The organism is Desulfobotulus mexicanus (assembly GCF_006175995.1).
In the GTDB taxonomy this organism is placed as follows: Bacteria; Desulfobacterota; Desulfobacteria; order Desulfobacterales; family ASO4-4; genus Desulfobotulus; species Desulfobotulus mexicanus.
In genome coordinates, this window is the sequence record NZ_VDMB01000013.1 from 54,088 (window position 1) to 72,490 (window position 18,403).

Sequence of the window (18,403 nt, forward strand, 5' to 3'; positions counted from 1 at the left end):
GAATCCTTTTTCTTATGCTTGCGGGTGCTTGAAAGTATATTTTTCCGGTAACAGGGGGGGTGCCCCGTTTAAGATGGCTTTACCATAAGCCTGCGAAGCTTTCATGGAAAAAATGCAGTTTATGATTTTTACATTGATCCACCGGCAAGTTTTACCACAATCACCTTCGGACCATCCATGAAATTTCTGTGTGAAAGGGCCTGTTGAAGCTGAGAAGCCGTGTGCACTTCTTCCGCAGGAACGCCCATGCTTTCCGCAAGACCGACCCAGCCGATGGAAGGGTTTTTAAATTTGGTAAGACTGGCAGCCATGGGGCCGGGGCTGCTGATTCCAGCTCTGCTCATTTCAATATCAAGGATGTTGTAACCGCCGTTTTCGCAGAGAATGGTGGTGATGGGCAGTTTTTCCCTTGCCTGTGTCCAGAGGGCCTGAAAGGTGTACATGGCACTGCCATCGGCCTGAAGCCCTATTACAGGCCGTTCAGGGCAGGCCATGGAGGCACCTATGGCACAGGGCATACCAAAACCGATGGCACCGCCTGTAATGGAAAGGGAAGTGTGCGCGGAGGCACCTGTGGCGTAATAATTATAAAAAATCCCGGAACTGATACCCTCATCCACCACAATGGCATTTTCCGGCTGCATGCTGGCAAGGATGATACCAAGGGAAACCATATCCAGCTGTTCTCCTGGATCTGCATCAAAGAGAGGAGAGCCTTGTGTGATAATATCCCCGGCATTGGCAGCGAGGATTTTGGCAAGGGTTTTTAGACTGTTTGCGGCATCGTCTTCAGATTTTGCGATTTGCAGGGTATGGTGTCCGGGCCTCAGTATCTGCCCTGGGATACCAGGATAGCCGAAAAAGGCCACGGGTGCATCCATGCCCGCAAGTATGATGGTGTCAAAATCTTTGAGTCTTTCGATGGCAGCTTCCGGGAAGTAGGGGATTCTCTCTGGAGCAGGGATGTCTTTTCCCCGTTCCATCCGGGCTGCAAAGGTTTCCATGAAAAGGGATGCCCCGGTTTTACCGCATATGGCTGCCGCTGCTTTAAGACCTTCAACACCTAAGGCTGAGCCGCCCAGAAGAAGTGCTGCATTTTTTGCATTTTTAAGCATATCAGCAGCACTCTCCAGTGTCTGCTGATTTTCTTTATAATATGCATGATAAGAAAGTTCTTCAGGCAGGTTATTCATTTCCATGGCCTGCAGATCATGGGGCAGGACAAGGCTTGCAATGCCACCGGACATGGCGGCCTCGTAGCAGGACAGTAGATCCGCCCCCAGCGTCCGGGTCCGGCCTGCATACCGTACCCAGCCCGGCAGGGAGGCGGCCAGTTTTTCCACTGGCATGGTTAGGGGAGCATTGGCTCCCCTGTGCCAGGTGGCGTGGTCTCCGATGAGGTTAATGATGGGGCTTTTTGCACGGCGGGCATTGTGCAGGTTGGCAATGCCGTTGGCAAAGCCGGGACCAAGGTGCAGAAGGGTGAGGCCGGGCTTGCCAGTCATGCGGGCCTGTCCATCCGCAGCTCCGGTGGCGACACCTTCGAAGAGACAGAGAACGGGCCTGATACCCTTTACCCTGTCAAAGGCTTCCACAAGGGGCATTTCCGTTGTTCCGGGGTTGGCATAGCAGGTGGTTATGCCTGCATGGGCAAAACTTTTAAATAAAAATTCAGATGCGTTCATGACTATGATTTTTCTCCTTTTTTAAGACCTTGTCTCTATACCCTGAATTTTCCCACAAGTTCAGAAAGGGTGGCCCCCAGATCTGCAAGTTCGCCAGCACTGGCCGTAATTTGCCCACCTTCATGCTTCAGGTTTTCGGTTTTAGCGTTCACACCGTTGATATCCGTAGAAATTTCCGATGCCGCAAGGGAAAGCTGACTCACATTACTATTGACTTCCTGAGTACCTGAGGATGCCTGGGAGATGTTGCCTGCTATTTCCCTTGTGGCCACGGTCTGTTCTTCCACCGCCGTTGCAATGGTGGCATTGATTTCTGAGATATCACCGATCACCCGGACCACATTGCCAATGGCCTTAATGGTTTCTGCGGAAAGGGCCTGAACACCTTCGATGCGCTGGCGGATTTCCTGGGTTGCGCTGGCTGTCTGTCTGGAAAGTTCTTTAATTTCTCCGGCCACAACGGCAAAGCCCTTACCTGCTTCCCCGGCCCTTGCGGCTTCTATGGTCGCGTTGAGGGCAAGGAGGTTGGTCTGCTCGGATATTTCAGTAATGCTTTCGGTAACCTTGCTGATATCCATGGCTGCCTGTTCCAGAGCCATCATGCGTTCCGATGCCTGTTTGCCTGTGGCTACGGCCTCTTCGGAGATACTGCGTGCTTTTTCCGCATTCAGGGCAATTTCTGTGATGGTACTGGTCATTTCTTCCGTGGCAGTGGCTACCATATTGATATTTGTGCTGGCTTCTTCCATGGCTGCGGCGACATTATGAACACTGGAGCTCATTTCTCTGGAGGCGGCTGCCACCCTTCCTGCATTTTCCGCCGTGCCACGGGTTTCTTCCGACATACGTGAAGCAATGGTATTGAGACCGGAAGAAGCCAGCCCCAGGGTTCTGGCATTGCCCTGTATCTGCTGAATCATGTTCTGAAGTTTTGCAATGAAGGTATTGAAGTTTTCACTGAGACTTGCAATCTCATCTTTTCCCTTTACGGGCAGGCGTCGGGTGAGATCCCCTTCACCCTCGGATATTTCTTTAAGATTAATGGCCACATGCTGAATGGGACGGACAATGATGCGGTCTGCAATAAAAAAGACCACAAGGAAGAGCATGCCAATGGAAATAATTCCGATGACCAGGCTGATATTGCGCAACTGACGGGAGCCTTCCAGCACCCTGTCCATGGAAACAGCCACGGCAAGGCTCCATGGGGCTTCGCTGGATCCGATGCGGACAGGTGCATAAAAGGTAAAGCTTTGTCCGCCGAGAAGGGCGGAACGACCATATTCCCTTGCAACCTTACCTTCCTGAACCGCCCGAATAATGCTTTCGTCAATATTGAAATCCCGCATATGTGCGCCAATGGCCTTTTCCATGGGGTGGGCTACACCTATGCCTTCATTGGAAACAAGAAAACCGTAGCTGTGTTCTTTTCCAAAGGGCTGTACTGCAGCAATGATGTCGGCCATGCGTTCCATGGAATAATCCACACCGGCAACGCCCACGACTCTGCCGCCGGTACGGATGGGAACGCAGGCTGAAACCAGCGTGGTTTTTTTACCCGCAATCTCGTATTCCGTGGGAGGGGTGATGAATATTTTGCCTGTCCTGTAGGGCTGCCAGTACCATCTGCCATCGGGGCTGTCTTCGGCATAGGCACCTGTGATATCCAGTTCCGGCTGACCGCTGCTGCGGTGCCAGTAGGGCATGAACTGGCCCTTGTCGTCACTGCCCGGAGTATTTATGAAATCTGTATCTTTGCCGTCAAAGGCATCCGGATGCCAGACGGCCCAGGCTCCCCAGAATTCAGGATTGTCCGCCAGCACACTGCGCATAAGAGCTGCTGTCATGGCCCGTGAAGGCTTATATTCCGTATTCTGGATGCCACCCAGTATCTGGGCCATGGTTTCTGCGGCATTCAGGGGTTCTTCCAGCTGGGCGCGGACTTCTCCCCCATGGCGGTGGGCAGCTTCCATGGCAAGGTTTTCCGCATTTTCCTGCAGCTGACCCGAGGCCATATGACTGATTATCCATATGGTGATGGCAAAGGCAAGGACAGCTACAGAACATACGGCAAGGAGCAGTTTCGTTTTCAGGCGCATCCGGGAAAACATGATGATACCTCTTTGGTGAAGGTTTTTGTTAAAAAATTCATTTCCGGGATTCCATGAGAAAAAATCTGTGGGCAGGGATCTTTGAAAGAATACTGTTATGATCACAATGTATTTGAAATATAGATCATAAAGCCCTTCCATGAAACCTTTTTTTAAAAGAATAAGGCTATCCGGACAAAGGGAGTCCGGATAGTCTTATGGAGGGATGGAAAAAGGGCATGGGGAGAGAATCCGGAGATTATCTGTTATTATCCCCGGACGGGGGGACTGAGTGCGGGGGAGAGCGACTCAGCTACAAAGGCATTCAACCATAATTTTATTTGAAAAAGATTGGGAATCTGTCAGAAATACATTTTTTTGTCAGTTACTCTGGTTCGGTAACAGTTTATCTCTGTTATGTTCATGGATTTTCTACAGACTGCCTTTGTTTTTATTATTATGATAGAGTTAATGAGAGGTGGTGTTGATTCTCATACACAAATCCACAAAAATTCTCACAAACAAATACCCGACAAAAATGTGACCGGAAGGGGCTATCCCCTTCCGGTCTTTCATTGTAGACAGCAGTCTACCGCACCGAGTTATCCCTTAACGCTGGAGTCCCCTCGCAGTCGCCTCCGTTTCACTCGGATCTGTTGAACCAGTCGGCGCCGTAAAACAACTCCGCCGAGATGGTTTTTTCTTCCCTGATATATGCCTCTTCCAGAGCCATGGTAGCCATATTCATAACAGCCCTGCGATTGCCCCTTGTACTGGCGGCAATAAGATCCATAGCCTCTGAACCAAAAAGATCCGGCGGTGCGCCTGCGCTCTCAAGGCGTTTTTGGATAAAATGACGGGTGTCTATTTCATCCATAGGCCGCATACTCATAATGCCGGTTAGCCTTGAACGGATAGGCAGCATGGAAGAAAGCTCCAGACGTTTTGCAAGATTTTCATCCCCCACCAGAATAAGGGATGCCGCTGCAGCCTGCCTTGAGGTCTGGAACAAAAAAGCACTGAGATCCCAGAAGGAGTCCATTTCCATGCGCTGGGCATCATCCATGATGATAACCGGGTGAAGGGGCCTTGCGGCAGTAACCATAGCTTCAATATGCTGCTGTATCCTTGCCACCATGGGCAGCCCCCTTGCACGGATATCCACACCCAGGGCCTCGGCGATGATCCTTGCAAGGCCGTTTCTGGGGTATCCCGCATAGGGGATGAAGATGGTTCTGTAGCTGTTTTTATCCAGCGAGTTCAAAAGGGCATGGGCAAGGGTTGTCTTCCCCGATCCTGAAGGCCCGCAAAGGGCAAGGCTTTTGCCTGTATTCAGAAGCCGATGGATGGTTTCCATCTGCTGCTGATCTTTTTTCGGCATGAAAGATTTTTTATGGGCATCGGTGTCGGCAAAGGGGTGTCTTTTCCATTGGAAAAAATCCTGAATGGGGAGTTTTGCCGGTGGATTTGTGTATGTCATCTTATCTCCTTGTACTCAGGGCGTTGAGGGCGGCATCCACTTTCTTTGCGGGTGTCATGTCCGGGCCATACCATACAGTTTCAAGATCCCATGGCATGAACCAGACTTCCACACGGGTTCCGGGCAAAGCCTTTGGAACATCGTAGCTTCGCTTTTTGAGGCGGATGGTGTTATTCAGATAGACCCTGCACTGGCGGCTCATGCGGAACAGGGATTCAATTTCTATCGTTTCGGGAATGAGGGTACAGGCACTGGCTGAGCTTAGTTTTTTGTTCAATGGAGAGGTTTTCAGTGATCCGTGAGGCTGCCTGTTATAGTTGCCCAACCAGGCACTGAAGGCCTGGTTCAGGCCCTCCAGGGTATTGGCTGGCGGCGTATCTCCATCAAGAAAGCCATCCCGGACGGTTCGGAAGAAGCGCTCCACCTTCCCCCTCCCCCTTGGTTTGCCGGGAGGCGTGTGGATGAGATGTATCCCCAATCTGGCACAGACGGTTTTTAAGTGGGTACTCGCATAGCAGGCCCCGTTGTCCGTATAAAAACGGATGGGTTTTCCATGTCTTCGAATGGCCTCCATCAGAGACATCATCATGATTTCAGTATCTTCTGATGTATAGAAACCGGCATGGACCACAAATCGGCTGGCATCGTCAATAATGGCGTGCAGATAGGTTTTTCGTTTTTTACCCTGGATAATGACCTTGGGACCATGCAGGAAGTCCGCCATCCAGAGCTGGCCAAAGACTTCATATTCAAAGGCTTTGGCAGGAAGGGGCGTGATATGGGGATCCCGCTGAAGATTGGCTGTTTGGGCAAAACGATAAAGACTTGCCCTGGAAGGAGTTTTTGTATCCCAGAGCTTTTCCTGAATGAGCTGCTCCAGCATACGGGAGAGGACCCATCTGGGATGCTTTTCCCGAAGCTCAAAAAGCCTGTCTTCAATTTTTTTGGGGATAGACGTGTGGGTGCCCTTGTTTTTGCGTTCACTGTTATCAAGGGCTGGCAAACCGCCTTTACGGTAGCGGTAAAGCCATTTTTTAAGGGTTTCAGGAGAAAAGGAAACAGTCTTCCCGTCCGGCTGGCGGAAGCTCTGATCCGCAAGCCGCAAAAGGGCGTTTTCAAGGGGTTCATCCAGCTCATTTCTGTGCAGAATTGGGCTGATGATGCCAAATCGCCAGACCCCGATATCCATTTTATCCCAGTTTTTCATTGAGACCTCCATGTGAAAGGTTAAACATGGAGGCTACGTACAAAACTGGCTTAAAAAACGAAATGTTAGAATTGTGTTGGTGGCTGTTCCGGCCAGCGTTTCGGGTAAAAGCAGTGCGAAAAATCCCGGGTAAAAAACCGCCAGAGGTGGATCGGAGCCTTGTCAGGGGATAGCCCCCAATCAGCGATCCGGCCTTCCTGATTCAGCCAGCTCAGGAAGGAATCTGAAAAAAATAAAGACTGCGGGCCGTTGGCCAGGTAAATTTCAATTCTTTGGCAATGGCAGCAAGCGTACTTCCCGTTTTGAAGAGCTCATTGCAACGCATGATCGTGTCCCAGGAGTGACGGATGATGGGGATCAGCGGGAAGGACGGAAAAGAAAAGGTTTTCTGCAAACAAAAATGATTGTTGCAGTAATAACGCTGGATTTTAATGGTTGCATTTGAATCGAACGGGGAGTTTCTTTCGTAGGTGCCGTAGCGGATGACAAGAGTGCTGTGACATCGGCGGCAGTGGACGGTATTTTCAAGGATAAATTCTATGTTGGCGCTGGGGCCTGTTTCTGATAATGTCATTTTTTAAATAAGAGGGGTTGGGGGTTATGGTTTTTTTGTCGAAATACTCATAACACAACCCCCCCTCTTATCCCCCCCAAAGGGGGGGAGGAGGATAAAAAAAGGCATAGGGCGGTTCCTGCTGTCCGGATGTCTTTTTTATTTTGAGCCTCCGATTTTCTCAAAAAGGCTTAAATTGTGATTCTCACGGAATGTAAGCAAGCTTGAGAATTCTGGGGCAAAAAGGTGGATATTTAAGAGAGAATCTACAGGTGGAGAAAAGTCCGGATACAGAAAAAAAGGTGAAAAATATGCATGAATTGCCGGTGATGATTAAAATTTTGTCTGTGGTATGCAGACATGCACAGAAAAATGGAGTTCGGGAAATAAGGAGTATCACCTTAGGTGTTGGGATTTTATCGGATCTTGAGCCGGAGTGGATGCAGAAGTATTTTGACAGGATATCCCAGGAAACCGTGGCGGCCGGTGCAAAGCTCCATGTGCGGCGTATTCCTGCCCTCTTTCAATGTGCCATATGTCAGGATACTTACGTCTGGGAGGACAGAAAACAGCCCATTCCAGCCTGTCCCGGATGCGGCAGATTGGGAGAAGGTCGCCTTATTGCCGGTTCAGGTTATCAGGTGCTGGAAATGGAAGCCATTTAGATAAAAAGGGAAAATGATGGTCATGCAGTGTTTTAAAAATAAAGGTGCGGATAAAATTATTTTATGTCTGCTTTTACTGTTTGTCGCCGTTGCCTGTGGACTTAAGGCTCCGCCCATGCCGCCCGGCGAGAATATGCCTGAGGCTCCTCTATCCTTTAAAGTAAGGCCGGAGACGGGGAGCTTTGTCTTATCCTGGGAAATTGAGGGACAAAGACCAGCAGGTTTCAGGATTTACAGGGCAGCCATGCGGGAAGACGGATGCAGAGACTGCCCCCTTTCCTATACCCTGCTGGCTGTGCTGGGACCTGAAGCCCGGCGTTATGCCGACAAAGCAGATACGGCCCGCGTTTTTGTTTATGAGATCCGTCCCTTCATGAGGGGTGGGGCCGAAGGCCCTCCTGCCCGTTTGCAGACCCATGCAGGGGAGGAAGATCATCCGTGAATGCAGCATGGATTTCTCTGGGAGCCAATCTAGGAGACCCTGTGATCAGTCTCCGGCAGGCTCTTGAAAAAATGCGGATTTTTGACGGAATGCAGCTGGATGCGGTTTCTGATTTTTATAAAAGTGCGCCCGTGGATTATGAAGACCAGCCGGTTTTTGTCAATGCGGTGGCACGTATTCGGACCTGTCTTGAACCTGAACAACTTTTGGAAAATCTTTTTCATCTGCAAAAGCAGGGGGGACAGGGGGAAAAGGCATTTCGCTATGGTCCCCGTTTTCTGGATCTGGACCTTCTTTTATACGAAAACCGGGTCTGCAGGGATGAAAACCTTGAACTCCCCCATCCCCGAATGCACCTGCGTCGTTTTGTTCTTAAGCCCCTTTGTGATATAAATCCTGATATGCGGCATCCTCTGTTGCATGAAACCATGGCGGATCTGTTGAAAAAGCTACCGGAAAACTCCCAGTGGGTGGAAAGGATACCATGCCCGGAATTATTGTTACCCTGATTCTGATTTATATTTTATGGAGACTTATAGTTGGTTTTTCACCCAAGGTCTCCGATGAGGTTCATGAGGAGCTTGTTCAGGATCCTGTATGTGGTTTGTATCTCCCGAAAAGTGAAGCTCTGCTGGTGAAAAAGGGGGGGCATGAAGTGCATTTCTGCAGTGATAAATGCAAGGATCTGTTTCTCATAGAAGAGAAAAAAAATGATGAAAATCTTTGACTTGAAAAAATAACGAGCATGGAATTAATGAGTCTGATTACCATTATATTTCAGCCATAACAACCTGCCCCAGGAAAATTTTAGGGGCAGGTTTCAGGTTTACCAGCCTGTATTAGTGAAGGGTGCCCCTGCAACACAGGATCATCAAATACTTGTGGTCAGGCCCGTCATCTGTTTTTTGATTTTTTGTTTTTTATTCTTTTTTTTGCATCAAAGGCTTCCTGGGTCGCAATGAGTTCCTCAAGGGACTGTTCCTGGGAAAACAAAAGGGTTTCGGTGTAGGTTGCCTTGTCCATGAAAAGCTGGGGAACGGGTTTTCCTATGAGCCTTTCAATGGATTCCAGCATCTCTTTTTCCTCCTGACTGCAAAAGGAAATGGCCAGCCCCTTGTTCACTCCTCTGCCTGTACGGCCCACCCTGTGTACGTAGTTTTCCGCCACATCCGGAAGATCGTAATTTATGACAACTTGCACATCGGGAATGTCTATGCCCCTTGCGGACACATCCGTTGCTATGAGCATTCGGCAGCGACCTGTTCTGAAGGATTGCATGGCATCCATACGCTCCTTCTGATCTTTATCTCCATGGATGAAAAGGGCAGGTATATCAACCCTGTCCATGGCCTTTGCCACCCTTTCTGCCCTGACCTTTGTACGGACAAAGACCATTATTTTTTCTTCGGGATGCTCTTTTACGTAGCGCTCCAGAAAAAAGCGCTTGTCGTCCATTTCAACAAACATCACATGGTGGGAGACATTTTTGGAAACGGGATCTTCCGGGGAAATCTGTATGCGGATGGCCGAACTTTTGACCTGCGAAAAGGCCAGTTTCTTAATTTCCGGACCGATGGTGGCGGAAAAGAAAAGGGTCTGGTGTTTATGGGTTAGTTTTTTCTTGATTGCTTCAATGTCGCCTATGAAACCCAGATCCAGCATCCGATCCGCCTCGTCCAGTACCAGGGTGCGGATACGTTCCAGATCCAGAAAGCCCTGCTTGATCAGATCAAACATCCGGCCCGGAGTGGCCACCAGAATGTCGATGCCGTCCTGAAGTTTTTTAACCTGAAGATCCTGCTCCACTCCGCCGTAAAGGGCAAAGGCCTTCACCTTGGTATGGCGGGACAGTTTTTCAAAAACATCGCCTATCTGGGCGGCCAGCTCCCTTGTTGGAACCAGAACAAGGCAGCTGATGCCATAACTGCGTTTGCTGGATTTTTTTCTGTGAATGCCGTCAATCAGGGGAATGGCAAAGGCTGCGGTTTTACCGGTTCCTGTCTGGGCTATGGCCAGCACATCCTCACCCTTCTGTATGGAGGGAATGGCCTTGAACTGGATGTCCGTGGGGCGTTTGAATCCCAGGGATTCCAGGTTGGCTTTGATTTCATCGGATATGTAATACTGTTCAAATTTCATGCTTTTTCCTTGGGATGTCTAGCAAAATGCCCTTAACGGGCCGGATACAGAGAAAGAAGGGATGCCATTTTCAGGTCATGATGACAAGGTATTTATGCTTACCTGTTCTATCTCCTCTGTATTTCCTGCTTTTTCAAAAGTTCTTCAAAAGCTTCCGCAGGCACGGGGCGGGAAAAAAGATAGCCCTGACCTTCGGTACATCCCATTTCAAGAAGGGCTTTGCGCTGACTTTCATCTTCTATGCCTTCCCCTATGGTCTGCAGAGAGAGTTTTTCCGCCAGCTGGAGGACCGTTGCCGCAATGCCCTGATTGTCCAGACGGCACCCGGGGCCGCTGATAAAGGCTTTGTCTATTTTCAGGCGGTTGATGTGGAGCTGGTGCAGAACACTTAAGGATGAGTAGCCGGTACCAAAGTCATCCATGGCTATGGAAACACCTGCCTGACATACGGCCCCAAGGGTGGGCTTGATGCGTTCCAGACTTTCTATGGCAACGGATTCCGTGAGCTCAATTTCCACACGGGCAGGCTCAACCCTGCAGTCTTCCATGGCCTGAAAAAGTTTTGTTGCAAAATCCGGTTCCCTGAACTGGGTCTGGGAAACATTGACGGAAATTCTGAAGTCTTCGGATGCAATGTTCCCAAGATTTTTGAGAAAGCGGAATGCTGTACGCATGACCCATTCTCCTATGGGAACCATCAGCCCCGACTGTTCCGCAAGGGGAATGAAACGGTCCGGCGGGATAAAATCTCCGTTGTCACTTCGCCATCTGAGCAGGGCTTCTGCTGCGGTGATTCTGCCGGTTTTCAGGTTCACAATGGGCTGGTACATGAGAAAAAGTCTCTCCGATGTGAAGGCCTGACGGAGCTGGCTGAGCATCTGCATGCGATCCCTTGCCGCAGTAACATGCTCAGGATCATAAAAGACCACCTTGCCCCGGTTAAACCTTTTGGCCTGTTTCAGAGAAACGCCCGCATTTTTAAGGATGGTGGCGGAGGAAATGCTGTTATCCGGCAGGGGAATCAGGCTGGATGTGGCCGAAAGCCTCAGGGACTCTTCTCCTATGATGAAAGGGGGAAGAAATACGTCCCTTAAGCGGTCTGCATGGATTTCCTTTTTAGGTCCCAGAAGGCCGAAAACATCACTGCTTATGCGGGCTATGAATACTTTTGCCGAGAAGTATTCCAGCAGTCTCTGGCTGATTGCCTGAAGTACAGCATCCCCGAAGTTTTGATCCAGTATGCTGTTTATGTCTGCAAAACCGTCAATATCCAGTAATGCCAACATTCTTGATTCAGCATGGCCTTTATCGATTTCCATAAGAAAACGGGCGCGGTTGGCTATGCCCAGGAGTGGATCTTCAAATGCTGTCTGGCGGATTTTCTGATAAAGACGGGCTTTTTCAAAGCCCGTAAGAATGTGTTGACAGAGAATGTCAATCAGTTGCTGCTGGAGTTTTTCCATGGGCAGGGTTTTGTCCACAAATACGGCCATGGGCCTTGTACGGGAATCATGGAGGTAAAGGCAAAGACCGTTATTGAGCTGATGTTGCCGGAGATGCAGGGTCTCTTCTATACTGTTACGGATTCTTTCGTCATTAATACAACCAAGATTTTTTCCGGTAAAGGCCCCGTACCGCCCCAGTCCTGCCAGAATGACGGGTTTTTCCCCTTCCATGATGCAGACCAGTCCGCTTGCGGGTATGGAGAGCATGGTGCAGATTTCTGTGATGACATCCTGTGCGAAATGAGTAAGGCCCTGGGCAGGTTCCCACCTTGCTGTGGCATCCAGAATCATACCCAGACAATGGCGGCTGATTTCCAGTTGCTGAATCTGATGAAAGGCCCGGATGGCTGAGGTCATGGATGTGAAAAGCCGGGTGCGGGTCAGTTCAGCCTTGGTTTTGTAATCATTTATATCGTAGCGGAGAATGGTGTCAATTTCAGGGGCGTATCCCGGCTGACCCGTCCGCAGAATGATTCTCAGGCAGGTGTTTTTTATATCTTTGCGTATGGCATGGACAAGGCGCAGGCCCGCATCTTCTGTTTCCATAACCACGTCCAGAAGAATTACGGCAATATCTTTTTCCCGTATAAGGATGGTTCTGGCTTCTTCTCCGGAATAGGCATGGAAGAATTTCAGACGGCGGCCTTCTACTTCCATATCCTTTAATGCCAGCAGGGTTACCTGATGGACATCGGGCTCATCGTCTGCAATGAGAACGGACCAGTACGATGGGGCAATCTGTTCCGTCATATCTGTTTCATCGAGAAATGTGAGGGGTTCATGATCCGATGTATAGGAATCTGACATGGTTTGTCCTTATGATTGCATGGGTTCCGTAGATGGGGATAGTTTCTGAACTGGTGCAGTAAGGGGAAGGCTAATTATAAAAGAGCTTCCCCTTTGCCTGTGTGCATCAAGTTCAATATGGCCACCGAGCAGTTCCTGAACCAGATTGAAAACTATGTGCAGCCCAAGGCCTGAGCCACCCTGTCCCAGTCTTGTGGTGAAGAAGGGATCGAAAATTCTGGTTTTGTTTTCTTCGGGAATTCCACAGCCGTTGTCTTCTATATTTATCAGAACCTGTTTTTTCTCATTCCTTTGTGCATGGATGATAATATTACCGGCACTCTCCCCATCGAAAGCATGGATGAGTGCATTGGTGATGAGATTCATCAGTATCTGCCCCAGAGGGCCCGGATAACTGTCCATGGAAATTCCCTCTGGCACAGAGACTTCCAGTCTGTGGGGGGTTTTTTTTATGGCAGGGCCCATGGTGATAATGATTTCGTCTATAATTTCTTTTAGTTCAAAGTTTCTTCGCTGATAGCTGGACTGGTCTACGGCCACTTGTTTGAAACTGTTTACAAGGTCTGCGGTCCTTTCAAGATTTCTGTCCAGAAGAGTACTGGCTTCTTCAACGGTTTCAAGAAAGTTATTGAGATCGGAACGGGTGAGGCCGGTCTGAAGTTTTCTCACAAATCGCCTTTGTGCATCCATGAGGGTACTGGATACGGTTACGGCATTACCTATGGGGGTGTTTAGCTCATGGGAAACACCCGCCACAAGGGCTCCAAGGGCAGACATTTTTTCTGATCTGAGTAGTTCGTTCTGGGTTTTCTTGAGATTTTCCAGTGCCGCATGAAGATCTCTTGTTCTTTCTGCCACACGGCTTTCAAGGAAAAGGTTGAGCTGGGCCAGACGGCTGCGCTCTTCCGCAAGAGCCATTTCAGCTCTTTTTCTGTCGCTGATATCTACTCCGGAAACAAGAATATGGCGTTTTCCGCTGATCTGTATGGGGCTTGCATTGACCAGTACGGTCAGGGTCTGGCCTCTGGCTGTCTGCTGCTTGGCTTCAAAGCTGTCCTCAATACCGGAAATGGCAAGGTTCATGGCCAGCATCAGGCGGTTTCTGTCTTCGGAGCGTTTCCACCATGGAGTGTCCACCAATGGGGTTCCTTCCACATCAGCGGCGGTCATTCCCATGGCATCCATGGCTCTTTGATTCACCAGGTCAACAATGCCTTCGGATGATACAAGTCCAGCCTGAAAGTAGCCATGGTCAAAGATCATACGGAAGCGTGCTTCGCTGTTTCGCATTTCCCGCAGAAGATTATTAAAGGATACAATAAGACTGTCCAGCTCACTATAGCCCTGTCCTTCAGGGATTTCAAGCCATCCCTCTTTTTCATGGGTGAGGGTCCGGGCCTGTTTGGACAGGGCATTAAGGGGTGAGGCTACCTGACGCAGTAGAAGTAAAAGCAGCAGAAGAAGGGCAAGGGCCGTAGTACTGCCAAAGGTCATGAGAATACCAAGGGTTTCTTTTTCAGAATCGGTCTGGGAAGAAATGGCAAGAATCAGGGAAAGGTTTTCCCGGGTATCGGGCAGCGTTCGCTGGGCGTAATGGAGGTGGTTTTTTTTGCTTACTTGAGAAAGGGGAAGGTTCATGGTGGGCCATGGCACTGGTTTTTCCATGGCAGAAAGAAGAATACTTTTGTTCCATACCAGAGCCAGTCCCTGAAGACCTGCTTCATGACGCCATCTTTCTATTAACGTTGGGTTTTCCGTCAGCCTGACACCTCCCCGGAGCATGGCCATAACCCGTCCGGTAACAGGATCCAGAAGGTGGGTACTGTAAACGAGATAATATTGGGTTGAATCTTTTGTTAAAGACAGAATAGCCCATGCATTATGGGAAAAATCATCCCTGTGGGTAATGGCGATGTCTGAGGCTTCACCGAAAAGATCAAGGCTGACATCGGCCCAGCGGGGAGTACCGGGCTTTGAGACGAATAGAATTTCAAGCAAGCCTGTGGTATCAATGCGTCTGGTGGCAAGGAGCAGGGCTTCTGCCTTTTCCCGTTCTGATTTCCTGACGGTAGTGAGCAGGGCGGTATTCAGGCTGAGGGCCTGTATTCTGTCTTCAATCATGCGACGTTGCAGACCCATGAGATGGCTGACCATCTGGGCGCTCTGGTCAAAGGTTCGCTCCCTCTCCCGCCTTTCACCTTTTTTCCCGGTCTCTATGGCAAGGTAGATGTTGAGGGAGCCTGTTATTATAAAGATCAGGCCCACCAGAACAATGATTTTATAGGAGACACCTGAAAAGAAGGCAGACCATGGGGTATGACTTGAAGGGCTCATGGCAGTTCTCCTTGCAATCCGGAATAGCGGAATGCCTGACGGCTTATTTCGTTAAGGGTTACCCTTGACATGTCTGTGTCCACAAGTTGCATTCTGCCGGAATATATACGGGGGATATAGTGGCCCTGTCCCTGAATATCCAGGGCAATGGCATCTGCCATGGCCACACCGCTGTCATCATTTATCCGCATGAGGGTAACATCCAGCTCTCCTTTTTCAAGGGCATCCAGCTCGGCCTGTCCGCCGCCCCAGCCATTGAGATGAATCTGCTTTTCTATGCCCATTTCCTTAAGGGCATCCGCAGCACCCAGGGCAATGTCCGTTGTGGTGGCATATATTCTTGTCAGATCCGGATGGCGGTCTATGGCTTCAAGGGTTGCCAGTCTGGCTTTTTTTCTGTTGATACCCGTAAAAAAAATATCTTTCGGTTTCAGACCGTGGGCAGCATTGAAGTTGATGTAGGTATCTCCCCTCAATTTACTCAGATATCCATGGTCTGGATTCAGGACCACATAGGAACCTGGGGTTTTTCGGCCATGTTCCGCAAGCATGCGTGTGCCTTCCACATGATCAAATCCCACATATAAAAGGGGGGGAGAAATGTCCCATCGTTTAATGGGGGTTGTGATGTTCTGCAGAATAATTTTTGGTTTTGGGCGGGAAAGGATTCTCTCTATTATTTTATTGTGTTCCGGTGAGGGAAGGGTACAGATAAGATAATCCGGGTTCATTTGCAGCATGTCCCGGATCAGATGCATATCCTCATGGGAAACATAGGGCTTGTTATCATAGCGGAGCCTCACATGAAGAATATAGGGAATTTTATGTTCATGCATCCGCAGGGTAAAGGCCTTGATGTTTCTTGTCCAGTAGTCAGAGGTTTCAAAGCCGGGGTAAATGATGCCAATGCGTACCGGTTCAGGGATATGGAAGGATTCTGGCAGTGGTATGGCAGGGCTTTCTACCCGCTTGGAAAAAAATGCGTTTTTATCCTTTTGTTCTGGATGTTTTTCCATGAAGGCTTCCATGGTCCAATAGCCAGAAACAGTATCTGCAAGGGTGGACAGAGGCCAGAGAAGTAGGGCTGTAAGGATCGGGAAAAGCAGGATAGTAAAAAGGGCTGAGCCGGAATAGCTATGTCCGTTCAGGGGGGATTCATCCATCTCTTCTCCTTTAAGTCATGGGGGATACCAGTCATTCAGTTTCCGGTCAGGCACGGTGTTTGGGTGCCAAGGCCTTTATAAAACGGAGGGCAGCCGTGATGCAGGTCTGGTTTTTCAGTTTTTCTGCCGGAGTGGGTAGCGGTTTTGAAGGATCAGAGCCAGTCCGTCAGAAGAATGCCTATTCCTATGCGGTTGACGGAGGTGTTGTAGTCCAGCATGCTTTCTCCGTAGCCATTGAAAAACTGAAGATACAGTTTCAGATGCTCATGCAGGGGAAAGGTCCAGTCGGCCTGAACAGCCCCCTTGTTTTCATTTCTCCGGAGGTTGTTTCTGAAAAGAAGGGAAAGATTCTGGTCATTGCCGAATTTGTATGCCAGACGCAGATCACCGTAACCGAGGTAATGGTGAATATCTGGATTATCATCCCCATAGGGGTCATCGGGGTATTGTTTTTTATCTTCGGGGATACGGTACCATGGGCGTATGGCAACCACAAAGTTGTCACCGATGGTCCAGATGCTGTTGAGGATGATACGGTTCCAGCTTCTGGACTTGATACCGCTTTGGCCGTTGGACTGATGATTCAGGGAAAGTACCAGTTGGGAAAGACGGATGCTGCCCATCTGTTGATTAAGGGTGTATGAAAGAAGCACCTCAGGTTCATGGTTGGTTTCCCGGAAGGGGCTGGAGGCATTTTTGTTGTAGGCCTGCCACCATGACCGGTTTGTATAGGCAAAGGCCAGATTCCCCCGTTCGTCCCAGAAATTACGGAAAATATAGGTTTTCAGGCTTAGCTGGAAATGAACTTCGGATTTTTCCACATCCGTTCCGGGTTCCGCAAAGATCCCGTTGGGAGAACTGTTCCATGTGAATGGAAGCAGATAGTTGGGCTTATGGGGGGTGATGGAAAAGGGGTTGGAGGTGGTTTTCATCTCCTGTTTTCGCCTCTGATCCAGAACATTGGCAGGCGACGGTATGGCAGTGTTCAGCTCTTCAGTGTTATGGGGCAGTATGTCTGCGGTGGCAGAAAAGGTGATTGTCCAGATCAAAAGAAAAGAAAAGAAAAGATGCTTCAAATTTTGCATGTTTATTCCTGAGGGTGAAAAGATTTTTAAACCTGTTCGGGTGCTGTTTTTCTGAATACCTGCGCAATGATAAGGTTATCTGCTCTTAATGGCAGAAGGGTCAGTTTCTTTGCTGCAGTGGAAAGTACAGTTCAAAGAGGCTTCCCTGTCCTGGAGTGCTTTCAATGCGGATGAAACCTTTGTGGGCTCTGATCATGCCCAGCACGGCGGCAAGGCCCATTCCTCTTCCAATTATGTGTGTTGAAAAAAATGGGTCAAAAATATTCTCAATGTTATTTTCAGAAATGCCTTTACCAGTATCTTGGATTTCCATACAGGCATAATTCATTTTTCCAGGAAGCAGATCAAGGGGAAAACGATTTTTCCCAGAGATATCCGGTCCTGATTTCATGGCAGTTCTTATGTGCATGGTACCATTTCCGTCCATGGCTTCACAGGCATTGATAAAAAGCTCGCTTAGTATCTGCTGAATCCCGTAGCAGTCTCCCATAATGGGAAGAGCTTGCTGGAGAAATACCGTTTCCATCTGGATATTTTCTGGCATGGAGCCTTTAAATTCTGTGAGAAAACGCCTGCAGCATTTATTTAAATCCATTTGGGTGTGATTGTTCTGGGTTTTTCCTGTGTAGGTCAGAATCATCCGGCTGAAGTGGGAGGCTTTTTCCACGGAAGCCATGGCCGACTCTATGGATTCAAGGGCCTTAGGATTGTTTTTGGAATAAACCGCTGCCAGCTCAAGGTTGCCCAGAACGGAATGGAGGTGGTTATTGAATTTATGAGCAATGGCGCCAGCCATACGCACAAGCCCTTCGGCTTTGAAAAGCTGACGGTTCAGGGCAGCACTTTTTTTGAGTTTTTTTCTGGCATGAAAGAGACTCAGGTGGGTGTGGATGCGGGCCAGCACTTCTGCCTCGTGAAAGGGCTTTGTGATGTAATCCACAGCACCAGCACTGAAGGCTTTTAGCTTATCTTCCAGAGCATCCAGCGCTGTGATGAAAATCAGGGGAATTTCCTCGTTGGCAGAATCGGAGCGGATACGTCTGCAAACCTCAAAACCATCCATTTCCGGCATCATGATATCCATGAGAATAAGAGCCGGTGGCCTGGCTGCAATGGCCTTCAGTGCCATGGGACCGCTGCTTACAGGTCTGGCTTCATAACCCTTGGTTTTCAAAATGGCTGTGAGTACGCGCAGATTGTCCGTATTGTCATCCACAATAAGAATGTCGCTGGGTTGTGCCATGGAGG

Annotated in this window: 14 protein-coding genes; 4 read left to right on the forward strand and 10 right to left on the reverse strand. The window is 49.2% G+C overall.

All coding sequences use genetic code 11. The features are described from left to right. Positions 1 to 128 precede the first annotated feature (128 nt). From FIM25_RS10845 to FIM25_RS10860, 4 genes are all read right to left on the reverse strand, one after another. Positions 129 to 1,685, reverse strand: a complete 1,557-nt coding sequence (locus FIM25_RS10845) for an acetolactate synthase large subunit (protein ID WP_139449161.1) — start codon at positions 1,683 to 1,685, stop codon at positions 129 to 131. A gap of 35 nt (positions 1,686 to 1,720) precedes the next feature. Further along, a complete protein-coding gene (locus tag FIM25_RS10850) occupies positions 1,721 to 3,796 on the reverse strand; it encodes a methyl-accepting chemotaxis protein (RefSeq protein WP_179953310.1) in 2,076 nt (691 codons plus the stop codon). A gap of 622 nt (positions 3,797 to 4,418) precedes the next feature. After that, entirely contained in the window at positions 4,419 to 5,255 is an 837-nt protein-coding gene (locus FIM25_RS10855; protein WP_139449164.1) for an ExeA family protein, read from the reverse strand. A gap of 1 nt (position 5,256) precedes the next feature. Next, positions 5,257 to 6,462 (reverse strand): DDE-type integrase/transposase/recombinase, encoded by a 1,206-nt coding sequence (locus tag FIM25_RS10860; RefSeq protein ID WP_139449167.1) that lies wholly within the window; start codon positions 6,460 to 6,462, stop codon positions 5,257 to 5,259. A gap of 864 nt (positions 6,463 to 7,326) precedes the next feature. Between FIM25_RS10860 and FIM25_RS10870 the strand changes: the two genes are divergently transcribed. The 4 genes from FIM25_RS10870 to FIM25_RS10885 are packed head-to-tail and all read left to right on the forward strand — an operon-like array spanning position 7,327 to position 8,849. After that, positions 7,327 to 7,680: a hydrogenase maturation nickel metallochaperone HypA/HybF gene (locus FIM25_RS10870; RefSeq protein ID WP_139449171.1), complete on the forward strand. Its 354-nt coding sequence runs from the start codon at positions 7,327 to 7,329 to the stop codon at positions 7,678 to 7,680. A 22-nt stretch (positions 7,681 to 7,702) separates the two neighbouring features. After that, the gene (locus tag FIM25_RS10875; RefSeq protein ID WP_139449173.1) at positions 7,703 to 8,122 is read left to right on the forward strand and encodes a hypothetical protein; all 420 of its coding nucleotides are present in this window, start codon (positions 7,703 to 7,705) and stop codon (positions 8,120 to 8,122) included. Beyond that, complete coding sequence (folK, locus tag FIM25_RS10880) at positions 8,119 to 8,631, forward strand: 2-amino-4-hydroxy-6-hydroxymethyldihydropteridine diphosphokinase (protein WP_139449175.1); 513 nt, start codon at positions 8,119 to 8,121, stop codon at positions 8,629 to 8,631. The genes FIM25_RS10875 and folK overlap by 4 nt, the downstream gene beginning before the upstream one ends. Continuing rightward, positions 8,607 to 8,849 carry a YHS domain-containing protein gene (locus FIM25_RS10885; protein ID WP_139449177.1) on the forward strand — a complete coding sequence of 81 codons (243 nt, stop codon included), beginning with the start codon at positions 8,607 to 8,609 and terminating at the stop codon, positions 8,847 to 8,849. The genes folK and FIM25_RS10885 overlap by 25 nt, the downstream gene beginning before the upstream one ends. Before the next feature lie 167 nt (positions 8,850 to 9,016). On the opposite strand, the gene FIM25_RS10890 is transcribed toward FIM25_RS10885, so the two are convergent. The 6 genes from FIM25_RS10890 to FIM25_RS10915 form a co-directional block, all read right to left on the reverse strand. Further along, positions 9,017 to 10,261: a DEAD/DEAH box helicase gene (locus tag FIM25_RS10890; RefSeq protein ID WP_139449179.1), complete on the reverse strand. Its 1,245-nt coding sequence runs from the start codon at positions 10,259 to 10,261 to the stop codon at positions 9,017 to 9,019. 107 nt (positions 10,262 to 10,368) lie between these two features. Further along, positions 10,369 to 12,573 (reverse strand): GGDEF/EAL domain-containing response regulator, encoded by a 2,205-nt coding sequence (locus FIM25_RS10895; RefSeq protein ID WP_139449181.1) that lies wholly within the window; start codon positions 12,571 to 12,573, stop codon positions 10,369 to 10,371. Positions 12,574 to 12,582: 9 nt separating this feature from the next. Further along, the gene (locus FIM25_RS10900; RefSeq protein WP_139449184.1) at positions 12,583 to 14,907 is read right to left on the reverse strand and encodes an ATP-binding protein; all 2,325 of its coding nucleotides are present in this window, start codon (positions 14,905 to 14,907) and stop codon (positions 12,583 to 12,585) included. Beyond that, positions 14,904 to 16,070: a type 1 periplasmic-binding domain-containing protein gene (locus FIM25_RS10905; RefSeq protein ID WP_139449186.1), complete on the reverse strand. Its 1,167-nt coding sequence runs from the start codon at positions 16,068 to 16,070 to the stop codon at positions 14,904 to 14,906. The genes FIM25_RS10900 and FIM25_RS10905 overlap by 4 nt, the downstream gene beginning before the upstream one ends. Before the next feature lie 152 nt (positions 16,071 to 16,222). After that, positions 16,223 to 17,155 (reverse strand): phospholipase A, encoded by a 933-nt coding sequence (locus tag FIM25_RS10910; protein WP_139449188.1) that lies wholly within the window; start codon positions 17,153 to 17,155, stop codon positions 16,223 to 16,225. A gap of 100 nt (positions 17,156 to 17,255) precedes the next feature. Then, entirely contained in the window at positions 17,256 to 18,398 is a 1,143-nt protein-coding gene (locus tag FIM25_RS10915; RefSeq protein WP_179953311.1) for a response regulator, read from the reverse strand. Positions 18,399 to 18,403: the final 5 nt, after the last annotated feature.